Source organism: Streptomyces sp. SCPE 10 (assembly GCF_051980735.1).
Lineage (GTDB): Bacteria > Actinomycetota > Actinomycetes > Streptomycetales > Streptomycetaceae > Streptomyces > Streptomyces misionensis.
Window position 1 is genome coordinate 7,622,134 of record NZ_CP197069.1, and the last position, 18,718, is coordinate 7,640,851.

Sequence of the window (18,718 nt, forward strand, 5' to 3'; positions counted from 1 at the left end):
CCTCCGCTCACGGCCTGCCGCCGGCTTCGCCCGACGTGTGCAGCACCGTCTCCTCGTGCAGCAGGGCGTCCCTGGTCACCGGTCCGGGACCGTAGGCGTGCCGGGGCGCCGGCCCGTCCGAGCCCGCCGGATACTCCTCCAGCGGAACCAGCCCCCGCTCCCAGGCCGAGAGGACCGGCGTCAGCACCCGCCACGCCTCCTCCGCCTCGTCGCCGCGGATGGACAACGCCGGATCGCCCCGCAGGACGTCCAGCAACAGCCGCCCGTACGCGGGCAGTTCGCCCGGCTCCAGCCGCGCGGACAGTTCCAGCTCGGTGAGATGACCGGCCCGGGAACCCGTGCCCATCAGATCCAGCGTCAGGCCCTCCGGCTCCAGACCGAAGCGCAGCACATTGGGGACCACCTCCCCGCTGTGCCCGAACGGCAGGTGGGGCACCGGCCGGAACCGCACCGCCACCTCCTTGCGGTCGCCGCGCAGGCCCTTGCCGCTGCGCAGCCGGAACGTCGTGCCCGCCCAGCGCCAGCTGTCCAGCTCCAGCTCCACCTCGGCGAACGTCTCGGTGCCGCGCTCCGGGTCCACACCCTCCTCGTCCGTGTACGAGGGCACCTCGCGGCCGTCGATCCGCCCCGCCGTGTAGCGGGCGCGGCGGGTGCGGTGCACCACGTCGTACTCGGTCAGCAGCCGCACCGAACGCAGCACGTCCACCTTGCGGTCCCGCAGATCCCGCTCGCCGAGCGTGACCGGCGGCTCCATGGCGACCAGGCAGAGCACCTGGAGCAGATGGTTCTGCACCATGTCCTTCAGGGCCCCCACCCGGTCGTAGTAGCCGGCCCTGCCCTCCAGCGCGAGGCTCTCGTCCCAGACGATCTCCACCTCGGCGATGTGGGTGCTGTTCCACAGGGGTTCCAGCACCCGGTTGGCGAGCCTGCTGCCGAGCACGTTCTGCACGGTCGTCATGGCCAGGAAGTGGTCCACCCGGAACACCGCCTGCTCCGGCACCAGTTCGGCCAGCAACCGGTTCAACTCCCGTGCGCTGTCGAGGCCTTCGCCGAAGGGCTTCTCCAGGACGATTCTGCTCCCCGGCGGCAGGCCCGCCGAGTGCAGCGCGGTGACCACCCGGGGGAAGAGCGCGGGCGGCAGCGCGAGGTACAGGGCCACGGGTTCGTCACCGGCGACGACGGCCCGCACGTCCTCCGGGTCGGTGACATCGGCCCGCTGGTAGCGGGCCGACTCCACGACGGCCCGCCGCGCGTCGGCCGGCGCGGACCCGCCCTGCCGGTCGAGCCACTCGGCGATCCACTCCCGGAACCGCTCCGTGCTCCACTCCTCGCGGCTCGCGCCGGTCACCCGGAACCCGTCCGCGAGGTGTCCCGCGGCGTGCAGTGCGGCGAGGGCCGGCATCAGGAAGCGACCGCTGAGGTCTCCCGTGCCGCCGAGGATGACGAGCCGGCCGATCATCGCCGGCTCGCCGCCCTCGCCCGCTGGAGGTTCACGCCGCTCGCGATGATGCCGATGTGACTGAACGCCTGGGGGAAGTTGCCCATGAACTCTCCTGTGGTGGGATGGATCTGCTCCGACAGCAGCCCGAGCGGGCTGGCCCGCGCGCACAGGGAGGCGTACAGCTCCTCGGCCTCCTCCGTACGGCCCTGCCCGACCAGGTTGTCGACCAGCCAGAAGCTGCACAGCACGAACGCGCCCTCGTCACCGGCCAGGCCGTCGGGGGCCTCGTCGTGCAGATAGCGGTAGAGCAGCCCGCCGCCGGCCGACAGGCGTTCGGCGACGGCCGCAGCGGTGGCCACCATCCTCGGATGGTCGGCCGGTACGACCTTGCGCGTCGGCAGCGCCAGCAGGCTCGCGTCGAGCACGCCCCCGCCGGTCAGATGCGCGCTGAGGGTGCCCGCCTCCTCGTCCCAGGACTCCTCCAGGATGATGCGGCGCACCTTCTCGGCGGCCGCCCGCCACTGGGCGATCCGGCCCGGCAGACCGTGCCGTTCACCGATCCGCACCGCCCGGTCCAGCGCCACCTGGCACATCCCGGCCGAGTAGGTGAACGCCCGCCCGGCGCTGCGCACCTCCCAGATCCCCTGGTCCGGCTGGCGCCAGGCCCCTTCCGCGGTGTCCGCGAGCCCGGCCAGGCCCGCCCACAGCGCCGGCTGGATCTCCCCGCCCGCCAGCAGCCACTGGTCGGCGCAGTCGAGGATCTCGCCGTAGACGTCGTGCTGGCGCTGGTCGGCCGCGCCGTTGCCCCAGCGCACCGGGGCCGAGCCGCGGTAGCCCTCCAGTTCGCCGTCCTCCACCTCGTCGGGCACCGTGTCGCCCTCGACGGTGTACATGATGCGGGGCTGTCTGCTGTGTTCGAACGCGTCGAGCACCCAGCCGAGGAAGGAGTCCGCCTCGCCGTCGAACCCGATGCGGCGCAGCGCGAACACGGCGTAGGCGGCGTCCCGGATCCAGGCGTAGCGGTAGTCCCAGTTGCGGATGCCGCCGATCGGGGCGGGCAGGGAGGAGGTGGGCGCGGCCACCAGCGAGCCGCTGGCCCAGTCGTCGCACATCTTCAGCGTCAGCGCCGCCCGCCTGACCAGGGGCGCCTGCGGGCCGGCGTAGTCGCAGTGCCGCATCCAGCGGTGCCAGGCGTCCGCGGTGCTCTTGAGCATGGCGTCGCTGTCGAAGCGGTGATGGCGGTGGAAGCGCCCCCAGGACAGCACGAGGTCGAGGCGGTCGCCCTGCCGCAGGTCATGGGTGCTGTGCAGACCGGTCAGGGGACGGTTGGAACGCAGGTGCAGGCGCAGACCCGGCTGCCGGTGGGGGCGCACCTCCAGCCCGCTGAACAGCGCGTGGGCCTGCCCGCCGCCGCGGGGTTCCAGCCGGACCCCGAGCCGGACGTGACCGGACAGCACCACCGCCGAGCGCACCAGCTCCGCCCGCCCCGCGGGCATGTCCTCGGTGAGATCGGCGCCGGACCGCAGCGCGAGCGCGTCGGTCAGGCGCACCACCCCGGTGGGCGAGCGCAGTTCGGTGACCAGCACCCCGGTGTCGGGCTGATAGTGCTGCCGGGCCTCCACCAGGTCCTCGGGCGCCACGGTGAAGTGGCCGCCGCGCGCATGGTCCAGCAGACCGCAGAAGAGCGGGTCCGAGTCGAAGCGGGGCAGGCACATCCACGGGATGGAGCCGTCCAGTCCGACCAGGGCCGCCGTGCTGCCGTCCCCGATCAGGCCGAGGTCCTCCAGCGGCAGATAGCCCCCGCGGGCCCGGACGGGCCGGAAGGGCGGATCGGGATCGTACATGCGGCCTCGCCTCTCTGACGCCGAAGGAGCGCGCCCCCGGCGGCACCGAAACGTGCTGCCCGGGCCGGGCCCGTCACCCCTCGAAGGTGACCAGGACCTTCACGGTGTCCTCGAGCTTCTTGTCCGACACCTCGAACGCCCGCTCCATCTGGTCGAAGGGGAACCGGTGGGTGGTCAGCCGGGTCGGGTCGACGCGCCCGTTGCGCAGGACCCGCAGCAGCCGCTCCATCCGCAGCCGCCCGCCGGGGCACAGCCCGGTCGCGATGGTCTTGTCGGCCATGCCGACGCCCCATTCGGCGCGCGGGATGTGCACGAACTCGCCCTGTCCGAAGTAACCGATGACGGAGATGGTGCCGCCCGGCTTGGTCACCTTGACCGCGGTCTGGAAGGTCACGTCCGCGCCGAGCGCCTCGATGGCGGTGTCGACGCCCTGGCCGTCGGTCAGTTCGAGGACCCGCTCGACCACGTCTTCCTCGGTGAAGTCCACGATCACGTCCGCGCCGTAGAACCGGGCGAGTTCCTGCCGGCCGGGCACCGACTCCACCCCGATCACCAGCCCCGCGCCCCGCAGCCTGGCCCCCACCGTGGCCATCAGCCCGACCGGCCCCTGCGCGAGCACGGCCACGGTGCCGCCGATCGGGATGTCACCGTGCTCGGCGCCCATGAAGCCGGTCGACAGCATGTCGGCGCAGTAGACCGCCTGCTCGTCGGAGATGTCGTCGGGGATCTTCGCCATATTGGCGTCCGCCCAGCTGACGTGGAAGTACTCCGCGAACACCCCGTCCTTGCGGTTGGCGAACTCGAAGCCGCCCAGCGGCCCGCCCGACTGCGAGGGATAGCCGTTCTGCGCGGCGAGGTCGCCCCAGTCCGGGGTGATGGCCCCGACCAGCACCCGGTCGCCGGGCCGGAAGTCCTTCACCTCGCCACCCACGGCGTGCACGACACCGACCGCCTCGTGGCCCAGCGTCAGATTCTCCCGGGGGCCGATGCCGCCCTGCACGGTGTGCGAGTCGGAGGTGCAGATCAGCGCGTTGGTCGTCCGCACCACGGCGTCGAGGGGGCCCGGTTCGGGAACCGGCTTTTCCATGAAGCCGACGCTCCCGATCTCCTTCATCACGAATGCCTTCACCGGCTTGCGCCCTCCTGTCGGTTCGGCACCGCCGCGTCCCCGGCGGCCGTACGGCCGTCCCCGGGGCCGGCGGCGGCTTCGCACACCGTGATCACCGTCTCACGGGCGGCCGGGAGCCGCGCGGCCCGTTGATGCGTTCCGGTGAATGCCGGGCCATGTCGCCCGGGGAATCCCCGGCGTCCCGGCGCGGCGCCCGCATCGTGGTGACTCCGCCGTGCTGCGTGCGGGGCGGAGGGCGGAGGATCCATGGCCGGCGGCGACACGGAGCGCGTCTTCATCGGAACGTTCACGTCGGCCGGCGGGCCGGGGATCGTCGCGGCCCACCGGGACCCGGGCAGCGGGGCGCTGACCGCGACGGGCGTCGTCCGGTCCGTGCCGAACCCGTCGTACCTGGCCGTGCGGGGCACCGTCCTCTACGCGGTCTCCGAGACCGTGGCGGGCGCGGTGGCCGCGTACTCCATCGACCCACCGGTGCCCCGGCCGCTCGGCGAGCCCGTGCGGGTGCACGGCGACGAACCGACCCATCTGTCGCTGACCCGGCGACACCTGCTGACGGCCAACTACGGCTCGGGCAGTGTCAGCGTGCTGCCGCTGACCGCTGAGGGGCCGGCGGGGCCCCCGAGCAGCGTGCTGCGCCACGTCGGCTCCGGCCCGGACCCGAACCGCCAGACGTCCGCGCACGCCCACCAGGTCGTGCCCGACCCGACGGGCCGCTGGGTGCTCTGCGTCGACCTCGGCACCGACTCGGTCCGGGTGTGCGCACTGGACGAGCACACGGGCGAACTGCGAGCACACGGCGCGACCGGGCTGCCGCCGGGCACCGGACCACGGCACCTCGCGTTTCACCCCTCAGGTGAACACGCCTATGTCCTCGGCGAGTTGAGGCCGACGGTGACCGTCTGCCGGTGGGACGCCGGCGCCGGGGTGCTCCGGCCGGTGGGTGAGACCCCGCTGTTCCCGGACGGCCCGGACGTCCCCGTGCAGCCCTCGGCCCCGGTGGTGTCCCCGGACGGCCGGTACCTGTGGGCGGCGGTGCGCGGCACCGACACCGTGGCCGTCCTCACGCTCGACGCCTCCGGCGACCGGGCGGAGCTGGTGACGGCCGTACCGTGCGGTGGCCACTGGCCGCGTGACCTCGTGCTGGACCCGCCCGGCCGCCGGCTGTACGCGGCCAACGAGCGCTCGGGCGAGGTGACGTGGTTCGACCTCGACACCGCGACGGGCGTGCCCGAGCCCGCCGGCTCGCTGCCCGTGGCCGCCGCCAGCTGTGTCGCCTTCGGATGAGGGCGCTCCGTACGAGGACGAGGGATGAGGATGGCCGACGAACAGAGCCGGAAAGAACGCATCGTGGTCGGGGTGGACGGCTCGGAGGAGTCGAAGCGGGCCCTGAACTGGGCGGTACGCCAGGCGGCACTCACCGGCGGCTGGGTGGAGGCGGTGATCGCCTGGGACGTCCCGCAGTTCCACGGCGCGCTCGGCTGGCTGCCACCGTCCAGTTCCGACGAGGCCGTCATGGAGGGCCGGGCCCGCGACGACCTCACGCGCGCGGTGGAGGAGGCCGTGGCGGCGCACCCCGCGGTGCGGGTCAGCACGGTGGTGCGGTACGGCACCCCGGCCGGTGTCCTGCTCGAAGCGGCCCGCGACGCCGCGCTGCTGGTGGTCGGCAGCCGCGGCCTCGGCGGCTTCAAGGGGCTGCTCCTCGGCTCGGTCGCCCAGCACTGCGTCCAGCACGCGCCCTGCCCGGTGCTCGTCCTCAGAGGTCAGGAAGACTGAGCCCCGGCCGCCGTCAGCCCGCGCACCCAGGCGGGATCGGGGTTGACGTACGGCAGGCCCGCGACGACCACGGTCGGTACGGTCTCGTCACCGTCGTTGGCCGCCCTCACCACCGCCGCGCCGTCCGTGTCCCGCCAGATGTCGACCCAGTGCAACCGGCGGGCACGGAGGCCGAGACGCAGTCGCAGCCGCAGGCAGTAGGCACAGCCCGGCCGCCAGTAGACGACCGCCCGCCCGTCCGCCGCGCTCCGGCGCAGCGCCTCGGACGCACTGACCGAACGCGGGAAGACCAAGGGGGAGTTGACGGCCGCGACGGCGAGGAACGCCAGGGCGAACACCACGGCCTCGCCCTCGCGGCCCGCCAGCGACAGGCCGGTCGCGGCGACGGCCGCGCAGAGCACCAGCAGCAGCGGCACCGTCCAAGCGCGTCTCATGGTGACGCAGACTACCGGGACCGGCGCGGCCGACGGCGACCGGTGCTCCGGGCCGGGGCGCCGGCTTCCCGCCCGGGCGACGGGCCGTACCCGGTTCCCGCGCGGCTCACCACGGTTCGATCGGCTGGGTCGCGACCCGGTGGCCGTCGGGGGCGAGGAGGTGGCCCATGCGTTTGACGGTGCGGTGGGCGAGGATGCGGTCGGTGATCTCCAGGGACGGCAGGCGCGCGCCGAGCGTGGTCTCGCGGTGCTGGACGGCGCCGATGTCGCGCAGCCAATAGGTGGCGAGGATGTTCGCGGGGCCGGTGACGGCGGCCACGAGCCGGCATTCGGGCAGGGTGGCGAGCGTGCGGTGGAGCGCGTTGACATCGCGGACCGGGGCCCGGCCGCGGAAGGTCACCGCCACCGGCAGACCGGTCAGCGCCGGCGCCATGTCGCAGCGGAAGGCGATGACGTCGGTCGCGGTGAGCCGGTGCAGCCGCCGCCGGACGGTGGCGGCGCTGGTGGCGGTGCGCTGGGCCAGCTCGGCCAGCGGCAGCCGGCCGTCCTCGGCGAGCGCGCGCAGCAGTTCACGGTCGAGCCCGTCCAGCGGCGGGGCGGCCCCGGCGCCCGGGGCACCGGCACCGGCCCGGTCCAGCGCGGTGAGCTGAGCGGCGTCCAGCGAGCCCAGTCGCCAGCGTGTTCCGTCGGCGTACAGCGAGGTCGCGTGCAGGCACTCGACGCCGGTCACATCGGGCAGCGCGGCCAGCTCCTCGGTGAGGAAGCGGTGCAGGGCGGCCGGATCCGGTGTCAGCACGTCGAGCAGCAGGTCCGCGGTGCCGGGAGCGGTGAGTTCCACGGTGACCGCCTCGGTCAGCTCCGCGACCCGCGCCGCGAGCCGCTCCCGGGCCGCCGGCGCGCAGCGCAGCAGCACGAACGCGCTGCAGCGGGTCCGTGCGAAGGTCCGGCCGGGCACCGCGGACAGCCACGCCAGGCCCTGCCGGGTCAGCCGCTCCCAACGGCGGGCCAGCGTCACCGCCGTGGCCCCGAGCAGCGGCGCCAGATCGGACCAGGCGGCACGCGGGCGGATCTGCAACGCGTGCACGAGAGCGAGGTCCAGCTCGCTGACCGTGTCCGAATCCGTCACCCCGGCCGCCCTCCGCGCCTGTTTCCTGCCAAGTTCGCCACCGGTTCGGATGGTTGCCGCACTGTAGCCACCACCTCGGGTTCCAGCCAAGGGGAGAGGGTGTGACCGTGACCGGAGCAATGCGCCGCGGCCGGGGGCTGCTGGCCTGCATGGCGGTGATCGTGGTGTGCAGCGGGGTCGTACAGGGCTATCTGACGCCGCTGCTGCCGGTGGTCGGGCGGCGGGTCGGCGTCTCGGGCGTCGGCCAGAACGATCTGTATCTGCTGTCCCAGCTGGCGTTCGCCGCGCTGACGCCGCTGCTGTCGCGCTGGGGCGACATCCACGGCCACCGCAGGCTGCTGCGGATCGCCGTCGCCATGGTCGCGGGCGGCTCACTGCTGATCGCCGCGGCCCCGGGCACCGCGACCCTGGCGGTCGGCATGGTGTCGCAGGGCGCCGTCGTCGGCTTCTTCCCGCTGCTGGCCGGAATCCTGCGCTCGCGCGCCCCGGAACATGGCCGTACGGGCATGTCGGTCCTGGTCGGCGCGCTGCTCCTGTCGATCGGCGTGGGCGGCCTGGTCGCCGGGTCGCTGAGCGAGGAGCACGCCTTGGCGGGGCTGTGGACCGCCGTGCCGTTCGCCCTGCTCGCCCTCGCCGCGGCCGTCGCGCTGCCGGACAGCACGGCGCCCCGCGCGGGCCGCTTCAACACCCCGGCCGCGGTGCTGCTGACGGTGGGGCTGGCCGCGCTGGTGCTGGTCCTGGCCCAGGGCGGGACCTGGGGCTGGGCCTCCGCGCGGTCCATGGCGGCACTGGCCGTGGCGGTGGTGTCGTTGACGGCCTGGGTCGGCGTCGAACGGCGCTCCGCCCACCCCCTGGTGGACGTCGGGCTGCTGCGCAACCCCCGGCTCGCCGTCGTCAGCGCGCACACCTTCTGCGCCGCGTTCGGCACGATCGGCTTCCTCGGCGCGAACGCCGTGTTCCTGGGCGCGGACCCGGACGGCGACGGCTACGGCCTGGGGCTGGGCTCCCAGGCGATCGCGCTGGTCTCGCTCGCGATGGTGGTCGCGGGCTGCGCCGGTTCCGCCGCCACACCGCGGCTGGCCCGGCTGGTCGGCGACCGTACGGCCCTCGCGGCGGGCGGCTGCGTCGGCGCGGCCGGCTTCCTGCTGCTGGTGTTCCTGCACCGCACGCTGCCCGAATACCTCCTCGGCGCTCTGGTGGTGGGGGTCGCGACGGGCATGTTCGAGGCCGCCACCCGCACGCTGTCCGCGGAGGTCGTCGAGGAGGCCGAGACCGCCCTGTCCGTCGGTCTGAACGAACTGGCCCTCTCCCTCGGCGCGGCCATCGGCGCCGCCGTGATCGGCGCGCTCTTCGCCGCCCACCCGGCCACCGGCCGGGGCGTCGGGCCGGCGGGCTACCTGTGGTCCTGGTCGGTGTGCGCCACCGTCGCGCTGGCCGGCGCCGCGGTCGGCCTGCTCCTGCGGGAGACGGCCGCGCCCGGGCGGGCGCAGGCGTTCGGGCCGGCGGCGAGCGGGGAGGCGGCATGAGCGACCGGACGACGAACACGGCGGACGGCGACGCCGGGGGCCGGGCGGCGGCGGACCGCGGACGAGCGATGACCGGGGTGGCGGACGCCGTGCGCCGCGCCCGGGACACCCTCGTCGGACTGAGCCACAGTCTGCACGCGGAGCCCGAGACCGCGATGCGGGAGTACAAGTCGGCCGCGAAGATCGCGGCGGTGCTCGACGGCGCCGGATTCTCGGTGACCCCGGGGGCCGGCGGCCTGCCCACCGCGCTGGTCGGCACCTACGGCACCGGAGACCTGGTGGTGGCCCTGTGCGCCGAGTACGACGCGCTGCCGGGGATCGGCCACGCCTGCGGGCACAACGTCAACGGAGCCGCGGCGGTCGGCGCGGCGCTCGCCCTCGCGGCGGTGGCGGACACCGTCGGCATCACCGTCGAACTCGTGGGCACCCCGGCCGAGGAGGACATCGGCGGGAAGGCGCTGCTGCTGGAGGCGGGCGTGTTCGACGGCGTGGCGGCGGCCATGATGGTGCACGCCGCGCCGGAGGACTCCGTCGGCGCGTCCTCGCTGGCCGTCGGCGCCTGGGACGTGACCTTCCACGGCCGGCCCGCCCATGCCGCGCTCGCTCCCTGGGAGGGTGTCAACGCCCTCGACGCGATGACGCTCGCCCACACCGCGGTCGGCCTGCTGCGCCAGCAGCTCCCGCCCGGCACCCTGGTCCACGACATCGTGCTGGAGGCCGGTCACGCGGTCAACGTCATCCCCGAACTGGCGCGAGGGCGCTACGAGTTGCGGGCCCGCACCACCGAAGACCTGGACCGGGCCCGGGAACGGGTGCGGGCCTGCCTGGAAGCGGGCGCCCTCGCCACCGGGGCGGAACTCGAACTCACCTCCCATGGAAGGGACTTCGCCGATCTGCGGCAGGACCCGTTCCTCACCGCCGCCTATGTGCGGGCGGCCCGCGCCCTGGGCCGCGAGCCGGTGCCCCGGCACGGCGAGGTCATGGCCTCCACCGACATGGGCAACGTCTCGCACGCCGTGCCGTCCCTGCACCCGACCATCGGTTACGACACCGGGGGAGCCCTGCAGCACACCGAGCCGTTCGCCCGTCACGGCACCAGCCCCGGCGCGGACCAGGCCGTCGTGGACGGCGCGACCGCCCTGGCCCGCGTGGGCGTCGAGCTGGCCACGGACCCCGTCGCCCGGCGGCGGTTTCTGGACCTGGTCGGTGAGCGGACGGCGGGCGGCGCGCCCGGCGACCGGAGCTGACCGGTTCCGTGCCGCGGGCCGCACCGGCCGCCCGCACCCGGCGCCCTGCCCGGCCTCGCGCCCGTCACCCCTCGCCCTGCTCGTCCTTCCCGCCGATGCCCTCCGCGTGCTCGTCCTCCGCGTACTCGTCCTCCCCGAACTCGTCCTCGTCGTGATGGACGACCCCGTCCTCGTCGAGCACCGGGTGGATGCGCTCGGGCGCGTGGTCGCCGGTGTCGGACGGGCGGGGGCCCTCCGGCCCGTCGGCGCCCCAGCGCAGCATGCGGCGGCTGCGGATGATCCGGTAGGTGGTGTCGAAGACCTCCAGCTCGTTGCACCGGCCGGTGCGCAGCCGGTCGGAGGCCTCGGCGTACGCGGCCAGCTCCGGTGGGGCGTCGGGGTTCCGGGCCACCTCGGTGCGGGCGTCGATCTTCCGGTCGGCGACCACCGGGAGCAGTCCCTGGGTGCGGGGTTCCAGCCAGGTCAGGAAGAAGTCCAGCGACCTGCGGGCGGCGTGCGCGGTCGGGTGCGCGCGGCTGACGGGCTCCCAGCTGCGGCCGTCGCGCTCCACGACCGCGAACGTCGTCGGGAGCAGCAGCACGTCCGGATGGGTGCGCAGGGCCCGACGGGACTCCTGGATGACGTGATCGGGGAAGCGGGAACCGGCGTAGACGAAGTTGCGCAGGGCCAGCCGTTCGGTGGCCCCGGCCGGGGTGAGCGGCGCGTCCGGGTCCAGCACCAGGTCGGCGTCGACCAGCGGCTCCCTCGGACCGAGACTCCAGTCGGGGACCAGCGGCTCGGGATCGGTCGGGCGCGGCAGTTCGATGCCGTTGACACCCGAACCGGCGTACTCCTCGGCGCGCACGACCCGGTAGCGGGTGCCGAGCACGGTGAGCTCGTTCACCGGCTCGGTCTCCAGCCGGGCGACCGCGGCCAGCAGGGCCCGCCGCTCCACCCGGTCCTTCGCCTCGTCCTTGGCGCGGAACCACAGCAGCGAGTTCAGGCTGTCGCGCGACATCTGCGGGAAACCGGCCGTGACCGGCACCACCACCCGCCAGCACAGCCCGTCCTCCGGGCACTGCGCGACCACCCCGAACAGCGGCCCGCGCACCGCCACTTCGCCCGCGCTCCGCACGGCGTCGGCGGCGTCGGCCTCCATGGCGACCTCGACCGGCTCCACCGGAACGCGCACCACCACCGGCCGGAGCGCGCCCGGCCTGACATCCCCTGGGTCCATGGCGCCCATCCTGCCGACCGGACGGCGTGCCGAATGCCGTTTTCGCCGAAATGCCTGCCGTGCCACGGAATTCCGGCCATCCGCGCCCGCCTCGCCGGTCCCGGCTCCTCACCCGCTCTGGAGTCGCCGCAGGGCTTTCTCGGTGGCCCGGTCGTCGGGCAGATAGGCCAGGAAGTGATGGCCGGGCTCCTCGACGGCGGCCAACTTCACGTACCGCAGCCTTAGCTCGCCCGCCGTCGGGTGCCGGAAACGGCGCACCGAGGGATGGAAGGCGGCGGTCTCCCGATGGTCGTACCAGCGGGCCGCGTCGGCGTCGTACCGCAGTTCCTCGACGAGTTCGGCGAACCGCGCGTCCCACGGCCGGCGGGCGGCCCGGGAGCGGAACTGGCCGAGCAGCGCCCGGGCGTCCTGCTCCCAGTCGGCGAGCAGGGTCCGGGTCGGCGGCCAACGGAACACCAGCCACAGGAGGTTGCGCTGTTTGGGGTGCAGCCGCGCGGGATCGGTCAGCAGTGCCGCGTATCCCGCGTTCCAGGCCAGCAGGTCCCAGTGCGGGTCGAGCACCACGGCCGGGTGGGGCGTCATGGCCCGCACCAGGCTCAGCAGATTGGGCGACACCCAGGTGGGGGCGTCCGACGGCGGGTCGTCCGCCACGAAGGACAGCACGTGCGCCGTCTCCGCTCCGTCCAGCCGCAGCGCACGCGCCACCGCCCGCAGTACCTGTTCCGAGGTCCGCACCCGCCCCTGTTCCAGCCACGTGTACCAGGAGACGCTGATTCCGGCGAGCTCGGCCACCTCGGCCCGGCGCAGCCCCGGCGTGCGGCGCCCCGGGCCGTCCGGCAGACCCACGTCCCCCGGCGTCAGCCGCTCCCGGCGGGACCGCAGGAAGGCACCCAACTCGCGGCGGGGGAGTTCCCGTACCCCGGTCGCCGAAGCCCCGGCCGTGGCGGTTCCCGGCCTGCCGCGCGTCATCGTGCCCCTCCTCGCCGCACCGGGCGCCCGCCCGGTGCCGGCCCCCTCGTCCGATGCTGCCGCGACCGGGGACCGGGCCGCACCGGCAGGCTGTGAGCGATCGTAATAGGCAGCGGACTCCGCCTCCACGGACCTGGTGCTGGACTGGTGCCGGACCGCGACCGCCGCGGCCCGCGTCCTCGTCCGACATCCCAGGAAGGAGCGCCGCGTGGTCACCACCACCGCGCCGCGACCGGTGGCCGCCCTGTCCCCGTCCGCCCTGCGACTGCTGCGCACCGCCGGTTTCGTCAGCAACTTCGACCGCTTCTGCATCGCCCCCATGCTGGTCCTGATCGGCCCCGACCTCGGGGTACCGCTCGCCACCGTGGTGCTGGCCGCGAGCGGCTACTACCTGGCCTACGGGCTGATGCAGCCGGTATGGGGCGCGGCCAGCGACCGGTGGGGCCGGGTGCGGGTGATGCGGGTGTCGCTGGCCGGGGCGGCGCCGGCCGCGCTGGTCTCGGCCCTCGCCCCCGACGCGCCCGTGCTGATCGGGGCCCGCGTGCTCACCGGCGCGTGCTTCGCCGCCGCCATACCTGCCTCGCTGACCTACGTCGGCGACACCGTGCCCGCCGCGGTACGGCAGCGCCCGCTCAGCGAACTGATGACCGCGTTCGCCCTGGGCACCGCCCTGGCCACCGCCGTCGCCGGAGCGCTGGCCCACTACCTCACCTGGCGGCCGGTGTTCGCCCTGCCCGGTATCCTCGCCGGCGTCCTCGCCGTGGGCCTGCGCCGCCTGCCCGAACCCGCGCGGCCCCGCTCCGGGTCGCTGCTCGCGCCCTTCGGTACGGTCCTGCGCTCGCGCTGGCAGTGGTACGTCATGGCGGTGGCCCTGCTGGAGGGAGCGGTGCTGCTCGGCTTCCTGACCTATCTCGCCCCGGCCCTCGAAGCGCACGGGGTGCCCGTCGCCCTGGCCGGCGCGGTGGCGGCCCTGTACGGGGCCGGGGCCACGGCGGCGTCCCAGGCGGTGAGACGGCTCGTGGGCCGGTGGTCCCCGGCGGCCCTGATCGCGGCCGGCGGCGCCCAGACGGCCGTGGCCTACCTGCTCGCCGGCTACCGGCAGTCCACCGGTCCGCTCGTCGTGGCCGCGCTGCTCCTCGGCGGCGGCTGGTCCTTCCTGCACTCCACGGTCCAGTCGTGGGCGACCACCCTGTGCCCGGCGGCCCGGGCGACCGGCGTGGCCCTGTTCGGCGTGGCCCTGTACGGAGGCGGCGCCCTGGCCGGCGGGCTGGCCGCCGCCACCGCGCAGGCGGGAGCGTACCGGCCGCTGTTCTGGCTGGCCGCGCTGCTCAGCGTGCCGCTGACGGTGGCCGCGGCCGTGGGACGGGCGCGGTACCGGTGAGCGCCGCGACTGGTTGCCTCACTTCAGGGGGATGTCGGGCTCCTCGGCGGTGCGCGGGCCGAAGTAGCGCCGGTCGGCCTCCTCGATGGGGACGTCGTTGATCGAGGCCTCGCGGCGGCGCATCAGACCGTTGTCGGCGAACTCCCACAGCTCGTTGCCGTAGGAACGGAACCACTGGCCTTCGGCGTTGTGCCATTCGTACTGGAAGCGGACGGCGATGCGGTTGCCGTCATGGCTCCACAGGCTCTTGCGCAGCACGTAGTCGAGTTCGCGCTCCCACTTGTCGGTGAGGAAGCGGACGATCTCGTCGTGCCCGGTGAGGAAGAGGTCCCGGTTCCGCCAGACCGAGTCCTCGGTGTAGGCGAGGGCGACCCGGTGCGGGTCACGGGTGTTCCAGACGTCCTCGGCGGCCCGCACCTTGGCCTGGGCGCTTGCGAGGTCGAACGGGGGGAGGGGCGGACGTACTTCTGTCATGGCGGAGCTGTCCTTCGCGGGCTGTTCGGTCGATCGGCCTCGGCACCGCGCAGGACACCCTCGGGGGAGGAGGACCGGACGCGGCACCGGAGGAGCGGACACGCCAGAAGGTACGCGATCTCGGCCGCGTTCCCGCCGGTATCCGATTTCCAGCGGGGCGGCCACGTCGAGGGGGCGCTCCGCGAGGGGCGGGGCAGGAGGCGGTCGGCTCGTCCGGCGCGTGCTGCAGGTCGCCGAGGGGGACCGGCTGGGCCTCTCCTCCCGGTCCCGACCGGCCGTCTGGGCCGATGAGAGACGACAGGAGAGCGCCGCGCGCACCCGGTGACCTCACTCCCCGGACGACGTGCCGCGAAGGACGTCGAGCAGCCGGTCCGCGGGCAGCGCGGGCAGGGTGTGACCGGCGAAACCGGTGGTCGTCGTCGCGGCGAGCAGGGAGTTGAGCACCGCCTCCTCGACCGCGTCCAGGACGGCCTCGAACAGCGGCCCCAGTGCGGCGTCCGCCGGCGGGGCCCCGGCTGCCGGGCGGGTGCCGAAGGCGAGGGCGTAGTCGCCGCTGCCGTGGCCGTAGGCGGCACCCGTGCGGGCCAGCGCGAACACGGCCCGCCGTGCGACGCGGGTGAGCTGCCGGGCGTCCAGCGGGGCGTCCGTGGCCACCACGATCATGCAGGAGCCGTGCTCGGCGACCGGGCCCGTGCCACCGGTCAGGCCGAGCGACCGCGGGGTGACGGTGCGGCCGAGGACCCGCAGCGTGCCGCCGAAGTTCGCCTGCACCAGCACCCCGGCCGTGTACCGGCGGCCCGCCAGCTCCGGTGTGCGCGAGGCGGTGCCGATGCCCGCCTTGAAGCCCAGGGCGCCCGTGCCGGTGCCCGCGCCGACACAGCCCTCGGCCACCGGCCCGCCGGTCGCCTGGTCGAGGGCGGCCCGCACATGCTCCTCGCGCACCGGTCGGGAGCGGATGTCGGACAGGAAGCCGTCGTTGCACTCGCCCACGACCGGATTGAGACTGCGCACCTCGGCGCAGTCCGGCCGTTCCAGCATCCACCCGACGACGGCGTCGGCGACCCGGAACGCCGACAGGGTGGAGGTCAGCAGCACCGGGGTCTCCAGCGTGCCCAGCTCGGACAGCTGGGTGGTGCCGATCAGCTTGCCGTAGCCGTTGCCGGTGAACACCCCGGCGGGCAGCGGAGCACGGGGGCCGACCGGGTCGGGCACGACGGCGGTCACCCCGCTGTGCACATCGGGGTGCCGGCGGACGGTGGTGTGCCCGACCCGCACCCCCGGCACATCGGTGATCGCGTCGAGGGGGCCGGGGGCGAACTCCCCGATGACGATGCCGAGATCACGGGCCCGGGGCCGGGCGGCCCGCGCTGAACCGGGGTGAGCCGTGGGTTCCATACGGCCGCACGCTACCGGCCGCGACGGCGTGACTCCGTCGACGGGGGGGCCGCACGACCCGCGGGTCCGGCCACGGCCACGCACCGGGCGCGGCAACGGTCACCACCTGGGCCGCTTCATGCTCGCTCCCGTCCCGGGGAGCGGATGTGAACGACCTCGTCGCAGGCGGGCGGGGGAGAGGCCCGTCACAGCCCCGTCAGGATCGGCGGGCCGAAGACGGACGGTTCCGGCTGACCTGAGCCCCGCACCGCGGGGATGATGAGGCATGCGCCCGGATGACTGGCACCTCACCGAAGACGCCGCCGACTTCCTCGCCCGAGCCGGGGACTTCCTGCGTTCGCGCCCCGCCCTGCACACCATGGCACTGACGGTGTGCGAAAGGCTGCGCACCCACGGAACGCGCGAACTCGGCCCCGGATCGCCCCTCTTCGGCCTCCTGGAGTCGGACGGCCGGATCGACGCCGCCTTCTTCCACCTCCCCTCCCGCGGTCTCAACCCCACCCCCCTCACCTCCGGCCAGGCCGACGCCCTCGCCGCCCGCCTGGCCGCCGTCGGACACACCCACCCCTACGTCACCGCGGACCACGAGACCGCCACCGCCTACGCCGAGGCATGGCACCGGCACACCGGCGCGACCCCGGCCCCGCGTATCCGGATCCGCCTGTACCGCCTCGGCACCCTGACCCCGCCGAACCCCTTCCCCGCAGGCCGGCCCCGGCCGTCCTCCGCATACCACCGGGACCAACTTCTCCGGTGGGTCGGCGAATTCGCCGAATCCGTCGGGGAGACCCCCACCACCGCCGACTCCTGGCCCACCTCGCGCTTCGCCGACAAACACTTCACCTTCTGGGAGGCCCCCGACGGCACCCCCGTCTCCCTCGCCGGCTCGACCTCACCGATCGGCGGCATGGTTCGGGTGGACCCCGTGTACACCCCGTCGCGCCTGCGGGGCCGCGGCTACGCGAGTGCCGTGACGGCCGAGGTCACCCGCGCCGCCCTGACCGCGGGCGCGACCGACGTCGTCCTCTTCGCCGACCCCGCGAACCCCACCAGCAACGCCCTTTACCAGCGGCTGGGCTACGAGCGGCTGACGGACTGGGCGGTGTACGACTTCTCCCAGGCCGTGTCTTCAAAGGGGGGCGGCGGGTGATATGCGGTTCGCCGTCCCGCTATGAGGTCGTCGGTGGGGCCGTGCGGGCGTCGTAGGCGGCGCGGGCATCGTCGATCCGGGTGAGGTGCGCGACGCTCCATTCGAGCAGAGGCGCGGTGGCCTCGCGCAGGGTGACGCCCATCTCGGTCAGCTCGTAGCTGACATGGGGCGGCATCACGTCGTGGACGGTGCGGGTCAGGATTCCGTCGCGCTCCAGGCTGCGCAGCGTCACGGTGAGCATGCGCTGGCTGATCCCGTCGATGGCTCTTTTGAGCTCGGTGAAACGGCGCGGTCCGTCCTTGAGGTTGCGCACGACCAGCAGCGACCACTTGTCGCCGACGATGTCGAGCACCACCCGGGTCCGGCACGCATCGCCGGGCCGTGCCGCCGACTGCGGATCGCCCTGTGCCGCGTCCATGGTTACCTCCAGAGAACCGGGTCACCGAAAAGTGCCTTATTGCCCGCGGCGCGTCGTGTGCACCAGCATGCCTTTGTACTCAAACAGTACCGAGGCACGAAAGGTAACCGCCAGAGCCGCGAACCAGCGGCATGCGCGCAACCGTGCTCTTCTGCTCCTGCGAAGGAAGATTCGATGTCCACATTTCTACTGGTACACGGTGCTTGGCACAGCGGACGGTGCTGGGAGCGGGTGGTACCGCTGCTGGAGGCCGCCGAGCACCGGGTGTTCGCGCCGTCCCTGACCGGCTTTGGCGACAAGGCACACCTGCTCGGTCCGCAGGTGGGTCTCGATACGCACGTCGACGACGTGGTCGGGCTGATCACCGAGGAGGACCTCAGGGACGTCGTACTCGTCGGCCACAGCTACGCAGGGCTGGTGATCTCCGCCGCGGCCAACCGGATTCCCGAACGCATCGCGCACCTGGTCTACCTCGACGCGATGGTCCCGGAGGACGGCGAGTCCGCAGTCGACGTCCACCCCGTGACACGGCAACTGATCGAACTCGCCGAGAAGTCCGAGAGTGGCTGGCGCGTGCCGCCGATGTCCGAGCAGCCCGCGCCCTTCGGCCTGTTCGGCGTCACCGACCCGGCCGACATCGCCTGGCTGCGCGGGATGCTCTCGGACCAGCCGGTGCGCTGTCTGCAGCAGCCGGTGCGACTGGACAACCCGGCCGCCGACGCGATCCCGCGCACGCACATCCACAATGTCGGCGCCATGCCCGCGGGCATCACCCGTCGTCCCGTTCCCCCGATCCAGCCCAACGGCACCGCCGCGCAGGTCTGGGAGCTGCCGACCGGCCACGACTGCATGATCACCATGCCGAGGGAACTCAGCGAACTGCTTCTCAAGCTCTCCTAGCCAGCGTCCTCACATGATCACCGCTGGTGGATCGTGGTGTCGTGACACGTCGCCGTGAACCGTCCGATGCCGAGTGGGAGTTCGTCCGGCCGCTGTTGCCCGAATCGTCGCGGGGGCGGTAGCGGCCGGACGACCGCAGGGCGCTGAACGGGAGCGTGTGGGTGTTCCGGACCGAAACGGCCCGGCGGGATGTGCCCGCGGCTCCGCCCGAGAGGGCCAAGGGCCGCGCGACGAGGCGTCAGTATCCCGTCAAGTCCGCACCGGTCCTCGTCAGTGTCCCGTCAGGGGCGGTCCC

The 18,718-nt window shown here is 74.0% G+C and carries 17 protein-coding genes; 7 read left to right on the forward strand and 10 right to left on the reverse strand.

Annotated elements, in window-relative coordinates; genetic code table 11:
• Positions 1-7: 7 nt before the first annotated feature.
• The 3 genes from ACSP97_RS34565 to ACSP97_RS34575 form a co-directional block, all read right to left on the reverse strand.
• Positions 8-1,459 carry a glucose-6-phosphate dehydrogenase gene (locus ACSP97_RS34565; protein WP_440555833.1) on the reverse strand — a complete coding sequence of 484 codons (1,452 nt, stop codon included), beginning with the start codon at positions 1,457-1,459 and terminating at the stop codon, positions 8-10.
• The gene (locus ACSP97_RS34570; protein WP_440555834.1) at positions 1,456-3,285 is read right to left on the reverse strand and encodes a glycoside hydrolase family 15 protein; all 1,830 of its coding nucleotides are present in this window, start codon (positions 3,283-3,285) and stop codon (positions 1,456-1,458) included. The genes ACSP97_RS34565 and ACSP97_RS34570 overlap by 4 nt, the downstream gene beginning before the upstream one ends.
• Positions 3,286-3,358: 73 nt before the next feature.
• Positions 3,359-4,414, reverse strand: coding sequence for an NAD(P)-dependent alcohol dehydrogenase (locus ACSP97_RS34575; protein WP_440555835.1), 1,056 nt, complete (start codon positions 4,412-4,414; stop codon positions 3,359-3,361).
• A gap of 246 nt (positions 4,415-4,660) precedes the next feature.
• On the opposite strand from ACSP97_RS34575, the gene ACSP97_RS34580 reads away from it, so the two are divergent.
• On the forward strand, positions 4,661-5,698 hold the full coding sequence (locus ACSP97_RS34580; protein ID WP_440555836.1) for a lactonase family protein: 1,038 nt from the start codon (positions 4,661-4,663) through the stop codon (positions 5,696-5,698).
• 30 nt (positions 5,699-5,728) lie between these two features.
• Entirely contained in the window at positions 5,729-6,187 is a 459-nt protein-coding gene (locus tag ACSP97_RS34585) for a universal stress protein (protein WP_355524514.1), read from the forward strand.
• Here the strand turns inward: ACSP97_RS34585 and ACSP97_RS34590 are convergent.
• Both ACSP97_RS34590 and ACSP97_RS34595 read right to left on the reverse strand, forming a co-directional pair.
• Complete coding sequence (locus tag ACSP97_RS34590; protein ID WP_358676086.1) at positions 6,175-6,621, reverse strand: hypothetical protein; 447 nt, start codon at positions 6,619-6,621, stop codon at positions 6,175-6,177. The two genes, ACSP97_RS34585 and ACSP97_RS34590, sit on opposite strands and share 13 nt — an antisense overlap.
• Before the next feature lie 106 nt (positions 6,622-6,727).
• Positions 6,728-7,747 (reverse strand): Lrp/AsnC family transcriptional regulator, encoded by a 1,020-nt coding sequence (locus ACSP97_RS34595; protein ID WP_440555837.1) that lies wholly within the window; start codon positions 7,745-7,747, stop codon positions 6,728-6,730.
• 107 nt (positions 7,748-7,854) lie between these two features.
• Between ACSP97_RS34595 and ACSP97_RS34600 the strand changes: the two genes are divergently transcribed.
• Together ACSP97_RS34600 and ACSP97_RS34605 are read left to right on the forward strand one after the other, a co-directional pair.
• The gene (locus tag ACSP97_RS34600; protein WP_440555838.1) at positions 7,855-9,273 is read left to right on the forward strand and encodes an MFS transporter; all 1,419 of its coding nucleotides are present in this window, start codon (positions 7,855-7,857) and stop codon (positions 9,271-9,273) included.
• Entirely contained in the window at positions 9,270-10,520 is a 1,251-nt protein-coding gene (locus ACSP97_RS34605; protein ID WP_355524505.1) for an amidohydrolase, read from the forward strand. Before ACSP97_RS34600 ends, ACSP97_RS34605 begins: the two co-directional genes overlap by 4 nt.
• 64 nt (positions 10,521-10,584) lie before the next feature.
• Here ACSP97_RS34605 and ACSP97_RS34610 read toward each other — a convergent pair whose 3' ends face one another.
• Both ACSP97_RS34610 and ACSP97_RS34615 read right to left on the reverse strand, forming a co-directional pair.
• The gene (locus ACSP97_RS34610; protein ID WP_440555839.1) at positions 10,585-11,736 is read right to left on the reverse strand and encodes a DUF5954 family protein; all 1,152 of its coding nucleotides are present in this window, start codon (positions 11,734-11,736) and stop codon (positions 10,585-10,587) included.
• Positions 11,737-11,844: 108 nt separating this feature from the next.
• The gene (locus ACSP97_RS34615) at positions 11,845-12,705 is read right to left on the reverse strand and encodes a helix-turn-helix transcriptional regulator (protein WP_440555840.1); all 861 of its coding nucleotides are present in this window, start codon (positions 12,703-12,705) and stop codon (positions 11,845-11,847) included.
• Between the two features lie 208 nt (positions 12,706-12,913).
• On the opposite strand from ACSP97_RS34615, the gene ACSP97_RS34620 reads away from it, so the two are divergent.
• Positions 12,914-14,086 (forward strand): MFS transporter, encoded by a 1,173-nt coding sequence (locus tag ACSP97_RS34620; RefSeq protein WP_358676102.1) that lies wholly within the window; start codon positions 12,914-12,916, stop codon positions 14,084-14,086.
• A gap of 18 nt (positions 14,087-14,104) precedes the next feature.
• Here the strand turns inward: ACSP97_RS34620 and ACSP97_RS34625 are convergent, their stop codons facing one another.
• Both ACSP97_RS34625 and ACSP97_RS34630 read right to left on the reverse strand, forming a co-directional pair.
• The gene (locus ACSP97_RS34625) at positions 14,105-14,560 is read right to left on the reverse strand and encodes a nuclear transport factor 2 family protein (RefSeq protein ID WP_440555841.1); all 456 of its coding nucleotides are present in this window, start codon (positions 14,558-14,560) and stop codon (positions 14,105-14,107) included.
• Positions 14,561-14,887: 327 nt separating this feature from the next.
• Positions 14,888-15,955, reverse strand: a complete 1,068-nt coding sequence (locus tag ACSP97_RS34630; RefSeq protein WP_355524490.1) for a P1 family peptidase — start codon at positions 15,953-15,955, stop codon at positions 14,888-14,890.
• 265 nt (positions 15,956-16,220) lie between these two features.
• On the opposite strand from ACSP97_RS34630, the gene ACSP97_RS34635 reads away from it, so the two are divergent.
• Positions 16,221-17,105, forward strand: a complete 885-nt coding sequence (locus tag ACSP97_RS34635) for a GNAT family N-acetyltransferase (protein WP_440555842.1) — start codon at positions 16,221-16,223, stop codon at positions 17,103-17,105.
• Between the two features lie 19 nt (positions 17,106-17,124).
• On the opposite strand, the gene ACSP97_RS34640 is transcribed toward ACSP97_RS34635, so the two are convergent.
• Positions 17,125-17,523: a winged helix-turn-helix transcriptional regulator gene (locus ACSP97_RS34640; protein WP_382069586.1), complete on the reverse strand. Its 399-nt coding sequence runs from the start codon at positions 17,521-17,523 to the stop codon at positions 17,125-17,127.
• 174 nt (positions 17,524-17,697) lie between these two features.
• On the opposite strand from ACSP97_RS34640, the gene ACSP97_RS34645 reads away from it, so the two are divergent.
• Positions 17,698-18,423 (forward strand): alpha/beta fold hydrolase, encoded by a 726-nt coding sequence (locus tag ACSP97_RS34645; RefSeq protein WP_440555843.1) that lies wholly within the window; start codon positions 17,698-17,700, stop codon positions 18,421-18,423.
• Positions 18,424-18,718 lie beyond the last annotated feature (295 nt).